The sequence below is a fragment of the Corynebacterium sp. HMSC072A02 genome (assembly GCF_001810085.1).
GTDB classification, from domain to species: Bacteria; Actinomycetota; Actinomycetes; order Mycobacteriales; family Mycobacteriaceae; genus Corynebacterium; species Corynebacterium hesseae.
This window is the reverse complement of record NZ_KV799847.1, coordinates 82,480-98,492: the sequence shown is the minus strand read 5'-3', so window position 1 is coordinate 98,492 and position 16,013 is coordinate 82,480. Positions and strand designations below refer to the sequence as shown.

The window sequence follows — 16,013 nt, the reverse complement described above, 5'->3', positions numbered from 1 at the left end:
ATCATGCTCAGCGAAACCGAACGCGCCCGGACCGCGCGCCAACGCCTCCTGCCCGGCTTCGGCGATGCGGCCCAGGAGCGGCTTCATGCCGCACACGTGCTCGTCGTCGGCGCCGGCGGGCTGGGCTGCCCGGCTATCCAACAGCTCGCCGCAGGAGGCATCGGGCGCATCACTCTTATTGATTCCGATAGCATCGATATCAGCAACCTGCACAGGCAGGTGCTGTTTGGTGCGGGGGACGTCGGCAAGCCCAAGGCGGAAGTAGCCGCCGCGCGCGCCCGCGAGATTTCCCCCGAGCTCACCATCACCGCGTTTAAGGAACGCCTCGATTCCTCCAACGTTCTTGACCTGTGTTCCGAGGCTGACCTCGTCCTCGACGGCTCCGATACCTTCGACACGAAATACCTCGTCGCCGATGCCTGCGAGCTCACCTCTACCCCGCTGGCCTGGGGTACCGTGCTGCGCTACGGCGGGCAAGCCGCGCTGTGGCACTCTGGGAGAGACTGCGCAGATGGGCGCGGGGTGGGCCTGCGCGACCTCTTCCCCGCCCCGCCCAGCGGCGAGGCGCTCGAGTGCTCGACAGCCGGGGTGCTGGGCGCGACGACATCGGTGATCGCAGGGCTCATGGCCACCGCGGCGGTCGCCATGCTCGGCGCACTCCCAGATCATCGGGACATGGTAGGGCGCGTAACCTCCTACGACGCGCTCCCCGGTAGCTTCCGCACACTACGGGTGGGCGCCGATCCCGACCGCCCCCTCGTTACTGCTCTACCGGCCCGGCACACCCTGCCGCCGGAACTTATTACCGGCCGCGCTGCCCTCCTCGATATCTCCGAGGACCCGAACTTTCCTCGTGCCACGGTGTCGCTGCCCTGGCACACCGTCACCGATGACGATTCCGTGCGCCGAGCGCTATCAGCCTGCGGCTCCGAATTGGTCTACGTGGCCTGCCCCTCCGGCGGGCGCAGCGCGGGCTTTGTCCTGCGCTACGCCGATCTCGCCGCGGACATGGGCATCGAGCTGCGCAACCTGCCCGGCGGGCTCGCAGCACACGATTTCTAGGCGCCGGCCACCGCCGGCCTGCGGAAGAGGTGCTCGTCGAGGATGCGCGCGGTGCCATGGTGGCGGGCCCGGAAAATAACGCAGGAGGCCACCAACGCCAGGGCGGTCACGATGAACAGCACCGCGATTCCCGCCCAGAAGGTGCCATCGTGGATGCCGTCGGTAGCGCGGGTAAAGGCATTCTTTGCATAGGACATCGGATGGAAAGGATGCAGCAAACTCAGCGGCCGCGGAATAGCTGCCACCGGCCACACGCCGCCGAAGACCATGACGCCTAAGGCAAAAGCACCGACTGCGAAGACAGCACCAATCTTGCGACCAAAGGTTACGAGGAAGAACTGGTAGGTCGCCGCACCGACGGCGGCAATCGCTGCGATGACGAGCAGCATCATCGGCCAGCTGGCGGGGCTCCAGCCCATCGTGGAGGACATCAGCCCCATGAACGCCAAGACCAGGAAGTTCAGGCCCGCCACCACGCCGAAGGCCGCGAGGATGCCGCGCACCGGGCTCGTAACTGCCTCGCCGCGGCGGCCCAGGTAATACGGCAGCGTCATCGCCAGGAGCAGCATGACGAGGAAACCGAAGACCAGCACGAAGAGCAAAGAGGCGCCGCCCGTGATGTTCTTCTCGGTCGGGTCAACCGGGCTGACCACCGTCTGTACTGGGTGGAGGTTAGAGGAGGTGAAGTTGATGGGCACGGCCATGTTCTGCGCCGACGTATCCGGCTGGGTGATGGAGGGGGCTTTGGCGGCACCGTCGGCAAGCTTGGTGGCCAATTCATTGGAGCCGGCCTTGAGCTGGTCCATGCCGTCCTTGAGCTCCGTGCCGCCGGCAGCCAGCTGGCCCGTGCCGTCCTTCAACGTGCCGGTTCCCTCATGCAGGCGGGATGCTCCGTCCTGCAGCTGGACGGCACCGTTGCTCAGCTCTCCGACGCCTGCCCGCAACTGTTGCGATCCATCGGACAAGCGGTGCGCGCCGTCATTGAGCGCCATCATGCCGCCCAGGTACTCCGAATTGGGATCGGACAGGTTGTAGTAGAGCTGGCCGGTGCCGGCGGAGAGCTTCTCCAGTTGCGCCACCATGTTTCCGCTGGCTGCTGGGTCCAACTTGGAGACCAAGGAATAGAGTTGATCGGCTTGTTGGTGCATGCCGAGACCGCGGAGGACGTCGACAAGCTGCAGCAACGCCGGGGCCACAGCTTGCGCCTGTTTGAGCAGCGGGATGAGCATCCCGGTGAGCTGGTTGACGCCCCCATCGATTTGGCCCGCGCCATCCGCCAGGCGGCCGGTGCCGGCGAGCAGTTTGTCGGAGCCGTCGGCAAGCTGGGCGGCGCCATCATCCAGCTGCGCGGCACCGCCGCTCAAGCGCCCCACGCCCTCGTTGAGACGGGTCGTGCCGTCGAGCAGCTGACCAGTACCGTTGTTGAGATCGCCCGCGCCGGCGTCCAGCTTGGCAATTCCCTCGACCGCGCGCCCGCCGCCTTCCTGCAGCTTGCCCGCGCCCTCGTCGAGCCGGCCCGCGCCCTTAGCCGCGGTTCCCAGGCCATCGCTGAGTTTATTCAGCCCCTCGATGACCTGATCGGCATATTTCTTGGAAATCGCGTTCTCCACGCTGGTCTGCACCTGCGGGATGAGGCTGGAGGAAATCACCGAGCCATTCGTGCCGTAGTAATCATTGGTGGCGAAGTGAATCTCCGGCTTGACCGGTTTATCGCTGATGATGGTAACGGCCTGCTCGGAGAAATTCTTCGGGATGGTCACGACCATGAGGTACTTGCCCTTGAGCAGGCCCTCATCACCGTCCGCCTTGTTGACCTCGGCAAAGTTCAGGTACTGCGTCTCCATCAGGCCTTCCACGACCTGATCACCGTAGTTGGTGTAGGTGCCCTGCTTCTCGACGCCCGCATCCTCATTCACCACCGCCAAGTCAATGTTGCGCATGTACTTGGAAGGGTCCCACATGGCCCACATCATGGTGCCGGCGATAACGATGGGTGCGACGAGGAGAAAGACGATGAGCACGCGCGACAAGGTACTGGTGGGGCGCCAATCGAGGACGCGGTGCCACCCCATGGCCTCGCTGTCGTGGCCTGCCGCGTTTTGAGTAGCCACGCTCCCCTCACTCACCGGGCCGGGCGAAGCGCTATTCGCGCGTACTTCCCAGTTGGATTCAGCCTCACGGCTCATGTCCGCCTCCTTAGCGTGATGGTTGAGGTCCGCTTTTATTCGTTTATCCAGCCTTTTAAGCTAGGCACGCAAACGTGAGCGAGGCCACTAGGTCATTTGTTTCAACAAACATACCACCGAATAAGTTGGCATTGTGAACTTATAACCATTCGTCATGTTGTGCCGCGCTGCGCACCACCTGAATTACATCACCCCGCACTCCCTTGTGACGGGCGAGCGAGTGCATTCGAATCGGGCTTTCACCCGGCAAGCCCCTGTCCTTTACTGTCTGTAGGCAGGGCGTTTCCTTCTCCGGTTGCGGGATGGGCTAACCCGCTTTATTCTCTGTGCACATGGGGGATATTGAAACCTACATCCGCCTTCGCAACTCGGGGATTGCGCTGGTGGAAGCAGCAACCAGCACGCCCGAAAGCTTGCGCGCGCTGGGCGCCTCACACGGCGATGCGGCGGAGCTGGCGTCGCTTCATGCCATCTATTTCGGCGATACCCGCTTCACAGGTAGGCAGCGCACAGCCCGCCAGGCGGCTCAACGCCAAGGCCACGACCTGGCCACGCTGAGCCTGATTGAGTCTTACACCGCGAAGCTGAAGAAGCAGGTTGACGTCTGGAATTTACGCGTTGCGCTCGCATCCACGCCTTCAGAGCGGGTTTCTTCAGTGGCGGCGCAGCGTTTGAAGGAACTCAAACCGAAACGCGTGCCGTCGCCAGGTGTGCGGCTGACTTACCGCAAGAATGGTCCATACTCGCTTACGGTTACTGATTCCGCGCTCAACATCTCCACCATGCGCAGCACCCTGGAATCCATTAACCCTACCGACCTCCTAGACGCCACCCGCCAGGTCTTCTTCAAGGAGGGCGTTGGCTCCCGTCCGGCGGTGGGAACAAACGTCGTGATAACACTCGACGAGCTTGACAAAATCATCCACCACGACGGCGACGACATCGAGCTCGAACTCACCAACGGCGGGCGCATGAGCGGCGCAGAGTTTTTAACCTACAAATTCGCCGAGACTGGCTACGCCACTCTGGTCCACCCCACCATCGGCCCGGTGTGGCTGCACCGGCTTTCGCGCTTTGCCAGCCTCGAGCAGCGCATCATGGCCAGCGCGGAGCACCCCACCTGCGCGATCGAAGACTGCAACAAGCCAGCCGATTACTGCCAAGTCCACCACATCGTCCCCTGGCAAGCGGGCGGGGAAACCAATCCGCCCAACCTCACCATGCTGTGCGCTTACCACAACGGCATTAACGACGATGACCCCACCAGCCCGACCGGCAGAGGCTATGTCTTTCGGCTGAAGGGACCGGTTGATTACATCCCGCCCTGGGGAACGCCGATTACCGCGCAGCCGGCCTACCAAGAGGCCTTGAACCGACAGGCCACGAGCCCGACGGGCGCTCCCCCAAGCCAACCACCTGACCCGCCGGACATACACCCATCGCCACCCAGCATTGCGCCGCCGCCCGGATAATCTTCGCGGCAGCTTAGCCGTGCACGTCCACACGCCGGACTCAGCTCGGCGCCACGCGGAAACCTCAACGTTCATGAGGCCTTCCGCGCCTTCGGCGATCGCTTCATCCCACAGACTTGTCCAATGCACCGTCCGCGCAGAACAGTCCGCCGAAAAACTCACAAACCCCCAACCGTTTGAACGGTTAGAAGCCGGCCTTCTTGAGGGCATCGGCCATCGAACCACCGCCGCCGCGGTCCGAGCGGCCACGCCCACCGTCGCGGCGGGAGTTGCGACGGTCGGAGCGGCCGCCGCGACCCTCGGAACGCCCACCGCCGTTGCGGCGCTTGGGAGCGGGCTGGCCGGGTTCATCGTCAAGCCGCAGCGACAAGCCAATGCGCTGACGCTCCACGTCGACTTCCATAACCTTCACCTTCACCACCTGGCCCGAGCGGACCACATCGTGCGGGTCGGAGACGAACTTGTGGCTCATCGCGGACACATGCACAAGCCCGTCTTGGTGCACGCCAACGTCGATGAAGGCACCAAAGGCCGCAACATTGGTCACGGTGCCCTCCAGAATCATCCCCGGCTTCAAGTCCGAGACCTTGTCCACACCTTCCTTGAAGGTAGCCGTCTTGAACTCCGGACGCGGGTCGCGGCCCGGCTTATCCAGCTCCGCGATGATATCCGTCACCGTCGGCACACCGAAGGTATCGTCAGCAAAGTCCGCCGGCGACAGCTTCGACAACACGCGCGAATTACCAATGAGCGCTGAGACCTCGAGGCCGGTCTTCTCCGCAATGCGCGCCACCACCGGGTAGGCCTCCGGGTGCACTGCCGAAGCATCGAGCGGATCCTTGCCACCATTGATGCGCAAGAAGCCCGCGGACTGCTCAAAAGCCTTCGGCCCCAAGCGCGGCACCTTCTTCAGCTCCTTGCGCGAGGCAAACGTGCCGTTCTCATCGCGATATGCCACGATGTTGGCCGCAATCGTGGAGTTCACTCCGGCCACGCGCTCCAGCAGCGGGGCGGACGCCGTGTTCAGGTCCACGCCGACGCCGTTGACGGCATCTTCCACCACGCCATCGAGGGTGCGGGCGAGCGCGACCTGGTTGACGTCGTGCTGGTACTGCCCCACGCCAATCGCCTTCGGGTCAATCTTCACCAGCTCCGCCAGCGGGTCCTGGAGGCGGCGCGCGATCGAGACCGCACCACGTAGGGAAACGTCCATGTCGGGGAATTCATCGGCCGCCAACTGGGAGGCCGAATACACCGACGCGCCAGCCTCGGAGACCACCACCGGCGTGGGGCGAGCACCGCCGGCCTGCGCGATGAGGTCGGCGACCTCCCCCGCCAGCTTCTCCGTCTCACGCGATGCGGTTCCGTTGCCAATCGCCATGAGGTCGACCGAATGGGCAGCGCTTAGCGACGCCAACTCCCTCACCGCCTCAGCCCACTTCTGCTGCGGCTGGTGCGGGTAGACAATCGTGGTGGCCAGCACCTTGCCCGTCGGGTCAACGACCGCGCACTTGACGCCATTGCGGTAGCCCGGGTCCAGGCCCAGCGTCGCGCGCTGGCCGGCCGGGGCGGCCAGAAGAACGTCGCGCAGGTTTGTCGCGAAGACCTTGAGCGCGCCTTCCTCCGCCTTCTCTTTCAGGCGCATGCGCACGTCCAGACCGGAAGAGATGGAAAGCTTGGTGCGCCAGCCCCAGTGGACGGCGTCGGCAAGCCAGCGGGAGGTAGACACGTCCAGGTCGAAGCGGTCTGCGATCATGCCCTCGTACATGGCGTCATCGCCTGCGTCGAGGTTGAGGTGCAGCACGCCCTCGCTTTCGCCGCGCAGCAGCGCCAAAATGCGGTGCGAGGGGAGCTTCTCGAAAGGCTCAGAGAACTCGAAGTAGTCCTTGAACTTCGCGCCCTCGGTTTCCTTACCCTCGACCACGCCGGCGTTCATGGAACCGCTGGTGTACATGCGCTCGCGCACCTCGCCCACCAGATCCGCATCCAGTGCGAAGCGGTCCACCAGAATGGCGCGGGCGCCATCGAGGGCCTTCTTCGTTTCCTCGAAACCTTCGGTGAGATACTCCCCCGCCAGCTCGGCCGGGTCCGCCGAGGGGTCCTCGATGAGCTTGTCCGTCAGCGGCTCCAGTCCTGCCTCGCGCGCGATATCCGCCTTGGTCTTGCGGCGCTTCTTGTATGGCAGGTACAGATCCTCCAGGCGCGCCTTGGTCTCGCAACCCTGGATCAGTGCGCGCAGCTCATCGGTGAGCTTGCCCTGTTCCTCAATCGCGGCGAGCACCGTTTCCTTGCGCTCTTCCAGCTCGCGCAGGTACGTCGAGCGTTCCTCGATGGTACGCAGCTGGGAGTCATCCAGCCCGCCGGTGGCTTCCTTGCGGTAACGGGCAATAAACGGGACGGTATTGCCCTCCGCCATGAGTTTCAGGGCGGCGTCAACGTGTGCTTCTTTAACACCCAGCTCTCCGGCGATGGTGGCTGCGATATTCACAAAACCTCTTTTTGGTCGGGGACTAAAAGACCTCCCTACCCTATACCCCGCCCTGCCACGCGCAGGAAGTACCCAACCCAAACTCGGTGTGGCCGATTTCGGAGGTGCCGTACCACAGCGTGTGCGGCGGCAAGCAGTCCGCGACGGCCGCGGTGACTTTGGTCAACGGCAGCTCAGAGGAGCCGTTGACGATGACCCTCCACACGTGCTCACCCACCGGCGGCTGGCCGTGTTTATCCATGTACTCGTTGACCAGGATGTTGTCGGGCTCGCAGGTAAAGGAGATGATCTCTGCGTTGATATCGAGCGGCTCGACGCCGCCTTCGCGCAAACGCTGCGGCATATCTTTGAGAACCTTGTCCCATTCGGCTTCGGTCATAAGTATTGACAAGTCAGTACTGATGTCCATCTCATTCCTCCTTCAAGGATTCCACGTACGCGCGGTCGGCATCGCTCAGGTCCGCCGCGTCCAGCAGCTCCGGGCGGCGCTTCCACGTCCGGGCCAGCGACTGCTCGCGGCGCCACCGGTCCACCTTGGCATGATCCCCGGAAGTCAGTACATCCGGAACTGCCAGGCCGCGCCACTCTCGCGGTTTGGTGTAGCTAGGACCTTCCAGCAAGCCATCGGAGAAAGAGTCCTCCTCGTGCGAGCGCCGGTTCCCCAACACGCCTGGGATGAGGCGCACCACCGCTTCAGCAATGACCAGCACGGCGACCTCTCCGCCGATGAGCACGTAATCGCCGATGGACACCTCGCGCACGCGGTAGCGCTGCGCGGCATCCTCGACGACGCGCTGATCGATGCCCTCGTAGCGCCCACACGCAAAGACAATGTGTTCCTCGTTAGACCAGGCTTGCGCGTCGGCCTGAGTAAAGGGCGTTCCGGCAGGTGTCGGCACGATGAGCAGCGGCTTATCCGAACCCTCGCTTTCACCATAGGAGCGCGCCTCGACGCCATGGATATCGTCGTGGCGCGGCTTGCTCAGGTGCGGCAGCGCGCTTTGGAGGTCCTGGGTGGAGGCGGTGCCGGAGGAGACGTCGTCAAGCGCCGGCCCCCACACCTCAGGCTTCATGACCATTCCTGGGCCGCCCCCGTAGGGTGAGTCATCGACGGATTTGTGCACGTCGGTGGCCCACTGGCGCAGATCATGCACCCCCACCGCGAGCTTTCCCTGCTCGATGGCCTTGCCCAGCAGCGCGTGGCGCAGCGGGTCGAGGTACTCCGGAAAAATGGTGAGAACGTCTATCCTCATAGGTCGAGCAACCCCTCCGGCGGGGTGATGGTGCAGGTCCCGGCCTCCAGATCGACTTCGGGCACGATCTGCTCAACGAAGGGGACCAACGCCTCTTTGCCATCGGTGAGCGTGACTTCCAGAAGGGACTGCGTAGGACCGTGCGTCACGCCGGTCACCTCGCCTACCTCTTTGCCATCGAGGAGAACGCGCAGACCTTCCAGTTCGTGGTCATAGAAGCCGTCATCCTCGGGATCATCCAAAGGTTCGGCGAAGAACTGGGTGCCGCGCAGGGAATCTGCGGCCGTGCGGTCCGGGATTTCCTTGAAGGTGATGAGCAGGCGCCCCTTATGAGCGCGCACCGCCGTGATGGTGAGCTCGTGTTCCTTCTTGCCTTGTTTGCCGTGGAGAACCTCGCCGACGGCGAAACGGGTCTCGGGGGAATCGGTGGTCACCTCGACGGAGACCTCGCCTTTAATGCCGTGGGATTTCACCACGCGACCAATGAGTAGTTCCATGACTGCTAGCTTAACGGGCTACGCTGGAGTGGCATGACTGAGCTTCCCATCAATGATGCAACCACCTTTGGCGACGCCTCCCACAACAGTGCCGCCCTCACAACGCTGAATCTGCTCGATGAGGCCCCTAAGCCGAACCCATCGCGCCCGAGACCAGCCGTTAAGCGAGCCCTCAGTGCCGACGGAGCGAACCTCATCCTCTTTTCATTCTTGCCCGGGCAGGTCCTGCCCGATCACAAAGCCGCGCACCCCATCACCGTCCAGGTGCTACAGGGCGCGGTGACTTTTAGTTGCGGAGATGAAGAGCACGTGCTCGTTCCCGGGCGCATCGTACACCTTCCAGCGTATGTCCCACATGCGGTGTCCTGCAGCGATCAACCTGCGCTAATGCTGCTCACAATGTTGACGCCAAACACTGGCGTGAATGTCTAGACTTTTAGTATTATTTTTAGATTGTGAGTAGTTCAAAGCCGTATCACCATGGAAATTTGCATGAAGAGATCCTCCAGGAGGCCATCAAGCTCGGCCGGGAGGGTGGACCAGAGGCAGTAACGATTCGCGCGGCGACGCGCGCGGTCGGCGTCTCCCCCACCGCCGCCTACCGCCACTTCAAGGATCAGGCCGCGCTTCTCGACGCCGTCGCAGACGTCGCCACCTTCGAACTCATCACCAAGCTCAGCGCTGCCTTCCAGGACACGGAGGGAAGCATTGTCGACAAGATGATGGCGGCTGGCTTTGCCTACTACCACTATGCCTTGGAGGAGCAAAGCTTCTTTGAGTGCATGATGGCCACGAGCGGCTTTGACATCCCTGGTGCGCTGGCTGCGGCCGCCGAGGGGCCGGGAGAGGATCCGCGGGTCCAGGCCACGTTCAACTTCTATGACTACATGGAGCAGTACGCACGCTACATTGGGCAGGAGCCTAACCGGCAATTCATGATGCAAAATTGTCTTGCTGGCTGGTCCACGGTACACGGCTTTACGGTGTTGTGTTTGAGCGGCCACTTGGCATCAGTATCGGAAGAATCGATGGAAAGGATTGCGCAGTCGGTCATCGCTTCTGCTATCCGCGGTTTGGATTTCGAGAACCCCTTAGAAGCACGCCCCGCCGCCCCGCAAAACTAGAAAACTCCCCGCACCAGCGGGGAGTTTCTGTTAGGCGAGTAGTTTACTCTGCGGACTCCTCAGCGGAGTCAGCCTCAGCAGCCTCTTCCTCTGCCTTTGCAGCCTCAGCGGCAGCGGCTTCCTCAGCAGCCTTCTCAGCGGCAGCCTTTGCCTCAGCCTCTTCCTTGGCCTTGCGCTTCTTCTCGGTGATGGCCTCGATAGTCGGACCATTGTTGGCCTCAGCCAGAGCGGCGTTGAAGAGATCCAGCTTGGACGGCTTCGGCTCAGCAACCTTCAGGGTGCCCTCTGCGCCCGGCAGGCCCTTGAACTTCTGCCAGTCACCGGTCACCTTGAGCAGTGCGAGAACCGGCTCGGTCGGCTGCGCGCCGACACCCAGCCAGTACTGAGCGCGCTCGGAATCGATCTGGATCAGGGACGGCTCCTGCTTCGGCTGGTAGATACCGATGTTCTCGATAGCCTTGCCGGAGCGGCGGGTGCGTGCATCAGCAACAATGATGCGGTACTCAGCGTTGCGGATCTTACCCATACGCTGCAGCTTGATCTTAACGGCCATGATTGGCTCCTTTTCTAGTCACCGGGCAGTTCAGACACGCGCCGCTTGGTGGCGCGCCGGTTCAACCCTTGGATTTATCCTGCGCGTGACATGCCGGCCGTCCGTGGGCGGTACCGGCGTTACGCAGAAATGAAGTTTTAGGTGTCCTCCATGCTGCACATGGACAACCCCAATGATTTTAGCGGTACGCACGCAAAATAGGAAATCCCCCCTACCGCTTGCATGGTTAGGCCTTACCCCGCGAAAGGGGTAGCCTGTAATGCGGTTATTTCGCTGCCACACAAACCTCTTTTTATGAATAAACAAGCCCCATCTACATTCCGCTACCGCTACGACCTCGATGGCCTCCGCGGCATCGCGATCGCTTTGGTTGTTTTATACCACGTCTTCGTCGGTCGTGTTTCCGGTGGCGTCGATGTCTTCCTCCTCCTGTCCGGGTACTTCTTCCTGGGCTCGCAGCTGCGCTATGCCGCGCGGCCGAACGCCTCCCTGAACCCGTGGTGGCCCATCTGGCGCACGCTGCGCAGGTTGGCACCTGCCCTCGTGCTCGTCATCGGTGTGAGCTATGTGCTTGTTCGGATATTTACCCCGAAGCTCATGAACACCGAGCTCACCAAGCAGATCACGGCGACAGTCTTTTACTACCAAAACTGGGAGCTAGCACGGCAAAACGCCGACTACGCTGCTGCCTCTGCAACCACGTCGCCGCTGCAGCACATGTGGTCCATGGCGGTCCAGGGGCAGTTCTATCTCATGGGCATCTTTTTTGCCCTGGGCCTGGCCGCTTTTATGCGGTTGCGCCCGAAGAAGTCGGGGCTTAAGGCGCAGCGCTTCCCCTCCGTAAATTCTATCGCCGGCCCGATCCTCCTCGTGATCACCGTCGCCTCTTTTGCCTACGCCTCGCGCGACGGTCTCTACGGGACCCCTGAGAATTACTACTCCACGTGGTCTCGCGCGTGGGAGCTAACCTTGGGCGCGGTCCTCGTCATCTACGGCTCGCGCCTAAAGATGCCGCAACATTTGTCCAACGTCGCCACCGCCCTCGGCCTAGCCGCCCTGGCTGGCACCGGCATGCTCATCTCCGACAGCTTGGCTTTCCCGGGCCCGCTGTCGCTTCTGCCCATCGGCGGCGCGGTGCTCATCATTATTGGTTCCGGTGGTTCCCTCTCGCGGGTGCTGACGGTTCGTCCCTCCCGTTGGCTCGGTGATATCGCCTACCCGCTCTACCTGTGGCACTGGCCGCTCCTCATCATCTCCACCGCCGCCCTCGGCTATGAAACCCCTCCATGGTGGCTCGGAGCCATCATCATCGCGGTGTCGCTGGGCTTGGCGGATGTGACGCACAGATTCGTCGAGAAGCCCCTGCGCCAGCACCGCAAACGCCCGCTTGCCGACGACCTCCCCGTCCACCGCGGCCTCGCCGACCTCCGCACCCGGACTGGTGCCCTCCGCGGCGTCGGTGGAGTTGTCGTCGCGGCGTGCACCGTTGCGCTCGTGGCCGTTCAGCCGCTGTGGCAGCGCAGCCTCCAGGAGGCAAACCAAGAGATTCTTGATCCGCAGCTCTACCCTGGGGCAACGACCTTCGTGGAGAACATCACCCCGCCTGAGAACGTGGAGATTAAGCCAGATCCGATTCTCGCGCGCGGCATCCAGCCACCGGTTGCCGATAACTGGTGCTTCATTCCAGAGCAGGAGCCGTCGGACTATTTCATCGAGACGCAAAAGGACGGCGTAACGCCGTGTGTCTTCGGCGACGTCAACTCCGACGTTGAGGTCTACTTGGTGGGCGGTTCGCACGCGGAGCAGTATTCCTCAGCCCTGGATCACTTGGGCCGCGAGATGGGATTCAAGCTGGTGCCGCTCACCCGCGTGGGTTGCCCCATCGAGTTGGGCGATGAGCTCAGCGTCAAGCCATCCTGCGCCGAGTGGAGCAAGGAAGTGGTCAAGCGCATCATCGACGCGGACCCAGCCCTCGTGGTGTCGAATTCGACGCGCCCCGGGCAGGCCTTGGGCCACGGCCCGGACGCCGTCCCGCCGGGATATCAGGCTTTCTGGGACGAGCTGGCCAAGCACGATATTCCTTTCCTCGGCTTCCGCGATAACCCGTGGGGATTCGACGAGCACGGCAATGGCCGCCAGTTTGATGAGTGTTACGTGGCCACCCAGGATTCCCTCGGGTGCGGTATGCGTTTCGAGGAGGTTTATGCGCCCTACGATCCGGGCGCAGAGGTCCTCTCCCAGTACAAGAACATGCTGGCCGTAGACACCTCGAAGTGGTTCTGCGATGCCAACGGCGATTGCCCGGTCATCATCGGCAATATCATGGTGTATCGCGATATGCACCACTTCACCACGGCATTCGCGGATTCGGCCATCCCGCTCATCCGTGAAGCGATCACCCCGTTCCTCAATGGCGAGACCGTCCAACAGCAGCCCCCGGAAACCGCCACGTCTACCTCCACGACGAAGGCGGGCCCAGCACCGTCCACCCCGGCGGCGCCGACTCCCGCCAACCCGGTCCCCTACCCTGCCTTCCCTGCGGGCGAGGCCATCTAGTAGCCGCCGCTAGCGCAGGGCTTCGGGCACGTAGGCGCAGGTGGGGTCCGACGCGAGCGGGTCGCCCGTCATGGCAAAAGCCGTGGACCGCGAGCCGCCACACACAGAAGCAAACTCACACACGGAGCACTTGCCGCTCCACGCATTGGGATCCCTAAGCTTCTTAAACACTGGCGAGTTGGCGTAGATGTCCGGCAGTAGGTGACTCTTGACGTTGCCGCAGTGCAGCGGCAGGAAGCCGTTTGGGTAGACGTCCCCCACGTGGTCGATGAAGACGAAGCCGGAACCCGCGTTGATGGCCATCGGCGGCCGCGGGCGGCGCGTATGGGGATCGGGGCCCAAAATCCGCTCGGTCTCCGCGGTAAGGAAGCGGTACAGTTCGCCGCCCTCGTACTTCTCTCCCCGCTGGGCTTGCAGGACGATGCGCCGATATTGCGGCCCCTCCGTGGTCTTAATGGCAATCCGCGTGGACACGCTGTGCAGCCACTGCATCGCGTCCTCGCGCTCCTGCGGGGTCAGCGCCTCCAAGCCCGTACCGCGGCCGGTGGGTACGAGGAAGAACACGCTCCAGAGCTTGGCACCCATCTCGATAACCCGCGCCAACAGCTGCGGGGCCTCATGGACGTTGTTCTTCGTGATGGTGGAGTTGATTTGGAGGCGGAAGCCCACGTCGGTGACCACGCTGGCCATCTCAATCGTGCGGTCGAAGATGCCGGAGAAGCCGCGGAAGTAGTCGTGGGTTGCAGCGCTCGCGCCGTCGAGAGACAGCGACAGCGCGGACCCTCCCGCCGCGCGCAGGCCCTCGAGGCGCTCGCGCGTCAAACGGGGCGTGACCGACGGCGAAAGCGACACGTTGAGTCCCAGGGACGTGCCGTAGGCGGTGAGCTCTTCCAGATCGCCGCGCTCAAACGGATCCCCTCCCGTGAGCACCACGAGCGGGCGTGGCTTGTCGTAGCTGGCCAGGGAATCCAGCAGCGCCTTGCCTTCGGCGGTAGTGAGCTGGCCCGGTGCGGGGTCGTGCTGGGCGTCGGCCCGGCAGTGCTGGCACACCAGCTGGCAGGCACGGGTGACCTCCCAGATGGCGATGAACGGTTTGGTAGTGATGTCGTGGCGCATCTGGCGCACCACAGGGCTGGCCTTCACAGTGAGGACCTTTCCACGCGAGAACAGTTTTATCCAACTTTAGTCGGACAAAATGTCGCGTGGGTAATCGCCTACTTCTTCTTGCCTTGGCCAAAGTCCAGGTTGTTGAGGTCGATATTCTCCATGCCCTTCGGCATCTTGATATCGCCTAGCCCGGGCATGCCGCCGCCGAGCTGCTCCTGCATCTTCTGCAGCTCCTGCATCGACGGCATACCGCCGCCCATGCCTGGCATGCCGCCGCCACCGCGACGCTTCGGCGGCTTGCGCTTGCCGTTCTTGCCCTTGCGGCCCTTCGGCTTTTTCTTGGTAGCCGAGCGCCCGCCGCCCATGCCCGGCATGCCGAAACGGCCGGCCATCTGGGACATCATCTTCTTGGCTTCGGTAAAACGCTCGATGAGCTGGTTGACGTCAGAGACAGCTACACCAGAGCCCAGCGCAATACGCTTGCGGCGCGAAGCGTTGAGAATCTTCGGGTTCTCGCGCTCCTCCGGGGTCATACCGCGGATGATGGCCTGGATGCGGTCGAGCTGCTTCTCGTCGACCATGTCGGCGATCTGGTTCATCTTGTTACCGCCCGGCATCATCTTGAGCAGGTTGCCCATCGGCCCCAGGTTGCGGACCATGAGCATCATGTCCAAGAAGTCATTGAGCGTCATCTCGCCGGAGCCCATCTTCTTGGCGGCTTCCTCCGCCTTGGACTGATCCAGCTTGGACTCCGCCTGCTCGATAAGCGTCAGCAGGTCACCCATGCCCAGGATGCGCGAGGACATGCGCTCCGGGTGGAAGACATCGAAGTCATCGAGCTTCTCACCGGTGGAGGCGAACATGATGGGCTTGCCGGTCACCTCACGGATGGACAGGGCTGCACCACCGCGGGCGTCGCCGTCCAGCTTGGTCAGAACGACGCCGGTGAAGTCGACGCCGTCGCGGAAGGCCTCGGCAGTCTGCACGGCATCCTGGCCGATCATGGAGTCAATGACGAAGAGGACTTCGTCCGGGTTGACGGCGTCGCGGATATTGCGGGCCTGCGTCATCAGGGTTTCGTCGATGCCGAGGCGGCCGGCGGTATCGATGATGACGATGTCGTGCTGGGTGCGCTTGGCTTCCTCAATGCCGCGCTTGGAGACGTCCACCGGATCCCCGTGCGAGGTACCCATCTCATGCTCGTGGGAATCCAGGGAGGTGCCCGGATCCGGAGCGTAGACATCGACCCCGGCGCGCTCGCCGACGATCTGCAGCTGCTGCACCGCACCCGGGCGCTGGAGGTCACAGGCCACCAGCATCGGGGTGTGCCCCTTGGAAGCCAGGTGCTTGGACAGCTTGCCCGCCAAGGTGGTCTTACCAGCACCTTGGAGGCCGGCGAGCATGATGACCGTCGGCGGATTCTTGGCTAGGTTCAGGCGGCGGGTCTCGCCGCCGAGGATCTCGATGAGTTCCTCGTTGACGATCTTGACTACCTGCTGCGCCGGGTTCAGTGCCTCAGAAACTTCGGCGCCGGCGGCGCGCTCCTTGATGCGCTTGATGAAGCCGCGCACGACGTTGAGCGAGACGTCCGCCTCCAGCAACGCAAGGCGGATTTCGCGCGCTGTGGCGTTGATGTCCGCCTCGGTCAGCTTGCCCTTGCCGCGCAGGCCGGACAGGGCTGATTGCAAGCGGTCAGACAAAGACTCAAACACGTT

At 63.0% G+C, this 16,013-nt stretch carries 13 protein-coding genes; 5 read left to right on the top strand and 8 right to left on the bottom strand.

Annotated elements, in window-relative coordinates; translation table 11 throughout:
* The first annotated feature begins 3 nt into the window (after positions 1-3).
* The gene (locus tag HMPREF2698_RS05660; RefSeq protein ID WP_070562791.1) at positions 4-1,062 is read left to right on the top strand and encodes a ThiF family adenylyltransferase; all 1,059 of its coding nucleotides are present in this window, start codon (positions 4-6) and stop codon (positions 1,060-1,062) included.
* Here HMPREF2698_RS05660 and HMPREF2698_RS05655 read toward each other — a convergent pair.
* Positions 1,059-3,248 carry a YhgE/Pip domain-containing protein gene (locus HMPREF2698_RS05655; RefSeq protein ID WP_070562788.1) on the bottom strand — a complete coding sequence of 730 codons (2,190 nt, stop codon included), beginning with the start codon at positions 3,246-3,248 and terminating at the stop codon, positions 1,059-1,061. The two genes, HMPREF2698_RS05660 and HMPREF2698_RS05655, sit on opposite strands and share 4 nt — an antisense overlap.
* A 332-nt stretch (positions 3,249-3,580) precedes the next feature.
* Here HMPREF2698_RS05655 and HMPREF2698_RS05650 point away from each other — a divergent pair, with 332 nt between their 5' ends.
* Positions 3,581-4,720: an HNH endonuclease signature motif containing protein gene (locus tag HMPREF2698_RS05650; RefSeq protein ID WP_070562785.1), complete on the top strand. Its 1,140-nt coding sequence runs from the start codon at positions 3,581-3,583 to the stop codon at positions 4,718-4,720.
* A gap of 184 nt (positions 4,721-4,904) precedes the next feature.
* Here HMPREF2698_RS05650 and HMPREF2698_RS05645 read toward each other — a convergent pair whose 3' ends face one another.
* The 4 genes from HMPREF2698_RS05645 to rimM are packed head-to-tail and all read right to left on the bottom strand — an operon-like array spanning position 4,905 to position 8,958.
* A complete protein-coding gene (locus HMPREF2698_RS05645; RefSeq protein ID WP_070562782.1) occupies positions 4,905-7,208 on the bottom strand; it encodes a Tex family protein in 2,304 nt (767 codons plus the stop codon).
* Between the two features lie 40 nt (positions 7,209-7,248).
* Entirely contained in the window at positions 7,249-7,617 is a 369-nt protein-coding gene (locus tag HMPREF2698_RS05640) for a hypothetical protein (RefSeq protein ID WP_070533206.1), read from the bottom strand.
* A 1-nt stretch (position 7,618) separates the two neighbouring features.
* Positions 7,619-8,461 (bottom strand): tRNA (guanosine(37)-N1)-methyltransferase TrmD, encoded by an 843-nt coding sequence (gene trmD / locus HMPREF2698_RS05635; RefSeq protein ID WP_070562779.1) that lies wholly within the window; start codon positions 8,459-8,461, stop codon positions 7,619-7,621.
* A complete protein-coding gene (rimM, locus tag HMPREF2698_RS05630; protein WP_070533207.1) occupies positions 8,458-8,958 on the bottom strand; it encodes a ribosome maturation factor RimM in 501 nt (166 codons plus the stop codon). Before rimM ends, trmD begins: the two co-directional genes overlap by 4 nt.
* 33 nt (positions 8,959-8,991) lie before the next feature.
* Here rimM and HMPREF2698_RS05625 point away from each other — a divergent pair, with 33 nt between their 5' ends.
* A complete protein-coding gene (locus HMPREF2698_RS05625; protein ID WP_070562776.1) occupies positions 8,992-9,390 on the top strand; it encodes a cupin domain-containing protein in 399 nt (132 codons plus the stop codon).
* Positions 9,391-9,413: 23 nt separating this feature from the next.
* Positions 9,414-10,082: a TetR/AcrR family transcriptional regulator gene (locus tag HMPREF2698_RS05620; protein WP_070562773.1), complete on the top strand. Its 669-nt coding sequence runs from the start codon at positions 9,414-9,416 to the stop codon at positions 10,080-10,082.
* A 43-nt stretch (positions 10,083-10,125) separates the two neighbouring features.
* Here the strand turns inward: HMPREF2698_RS05620 and rpsP are convergent, their stop codons facing one another.
* The gene (gene rpsP, locus HMPREF2698_RS05615; RefSeq protein WP_070520013.1) at positions 10,126-10,635 is read right to left on the bottom strand and encodes a 30S ribosomal protein S16; all 510 of its coding nucleotides are present in this window, start codon (positions 10,633-10,635) and stop codon (positions 10,126-10,128) included.
* 294 nt (positions 10,636-10,929) lie between these two features.
* Between rpsP and HMPREF2698_RS05610 the strand changes: the two genes are divergently transcribed.
* Positions 10,930-13,191, top strand: a complete 2,262-nt coding sequence (locus HMPREF2698_RS05610) for an acyltransferase family protein (protein ID WP_070562770.1) — start codon at positions 10,930-10,932, stop codon at positions 13,189-13,191.
* Between the two features lie 9 nt (positions 13,192-13,200).
* On the opposite strand, the gene HMPREF2698_RS05605 is transcribed toward HMPREF2698_RS05610, so the two are convergent.
* Positions 13,201-14,307, bottom strand: a complete 1,107-nt coding sequence (locus HMPREF2698_RS05605) for a TIGR04053 family radical SAM/SPASM domain-containing protein (RefSeq protein WP_083303808.1) — start codon at positions 14,305-14,307, stop codon at positions 13,201-13,203.
* 98 nt (positions 14,308-14,405) lie between these two features.
* Positions 14,406-16,010 carry a signal recognition particle protein gene (gene ffh / locus HMPREF2698_RS05600; RefSeq protein WP_070562765.1) on the bottom strand — a complete coding sequence of 535 codons (1,605 nt, stop codon included), beginning with the start codon at positions 16,008-16,010 and terminating at the stop codon, positions 14,406-14,408.
* Positions 16,011-16,013 lie beyond the last annotated feature (3 nt).

Excerpts from the sequence above, each read along its gene's own strand:
- HMPREF2698_RS05655 (WP_070562788.1), bottom strand. The coding sequence starts at position 3,248 with ATGAGCCGTGAGGCTGAATCCAACTGGGAAGTACGCGCGAATAGCGCT.
- HMPREF2698_RS05650 (WP_070562785.1), top strand. The coding sequence starts at position 3,581 with ATGGGGGATATTGAAACCTACATCCGCCTTCGCAACTCGGGGATTGCG.
- trmD (WP_070562779.1), bottom strand. The coding sequence starts at position 8,461 with ATGAGGATAGACGTTCTCACCATTTTTCCGGAGTACCTCGACCCGCTG.
- HMPREF2698_RS05605 (WP_083303808.1), bottom strand. The coding sequence starts at position 14,307 with ATGCGCCACGACATCACTACCAAACCGTTCATCGCCATCTGGGAGGTC.
- rimM (WP_070533207.1), bottom strand. The coding sequence starts at position 8,958 with ATGGAACTACTCATTGGTCGCGTGGTGAAATCCCACGGCATTAAAGGC.
- rpsP (WP_070520013.1), bottom strand. The coding sequence starts at position 10,635 with ATGGCCGTTAAGATCAAGCTGCAGCGTATGGGTAAGATCCGCAACGCT.
- HMPREF2698_RS05660 (WP_070562791.1), top strand. The coding sequence starts at position 4 with ATGCTCAGCGAAACCGAACGCGCCCGGACCGCGCGCCAACGCCTCCTG.
- HMPREF2698_RS05625 (WP_070562776.1), top strand. The coding sequence starts at position 8,992 with ATGACTGAGCTTCCCATCAATGATGCAACCACCTTTGGCGACGCCTCC.
- HMPREF2698_RS05610 (WP_070562770.1), top strand. The coding sequence starts at position 10,930 with ATGAATAAACAAGCCCCATCTACATTCCGCTACCGCTACGACCTCGAT.
- HMPREF2698_RS05640 (WP_070533206.1), bottom strand. The coding sequence starts at position 7,617 with ATGGACATCAGTACTGACTTGTCAATACTTATGACCGAAGCCGAATGG.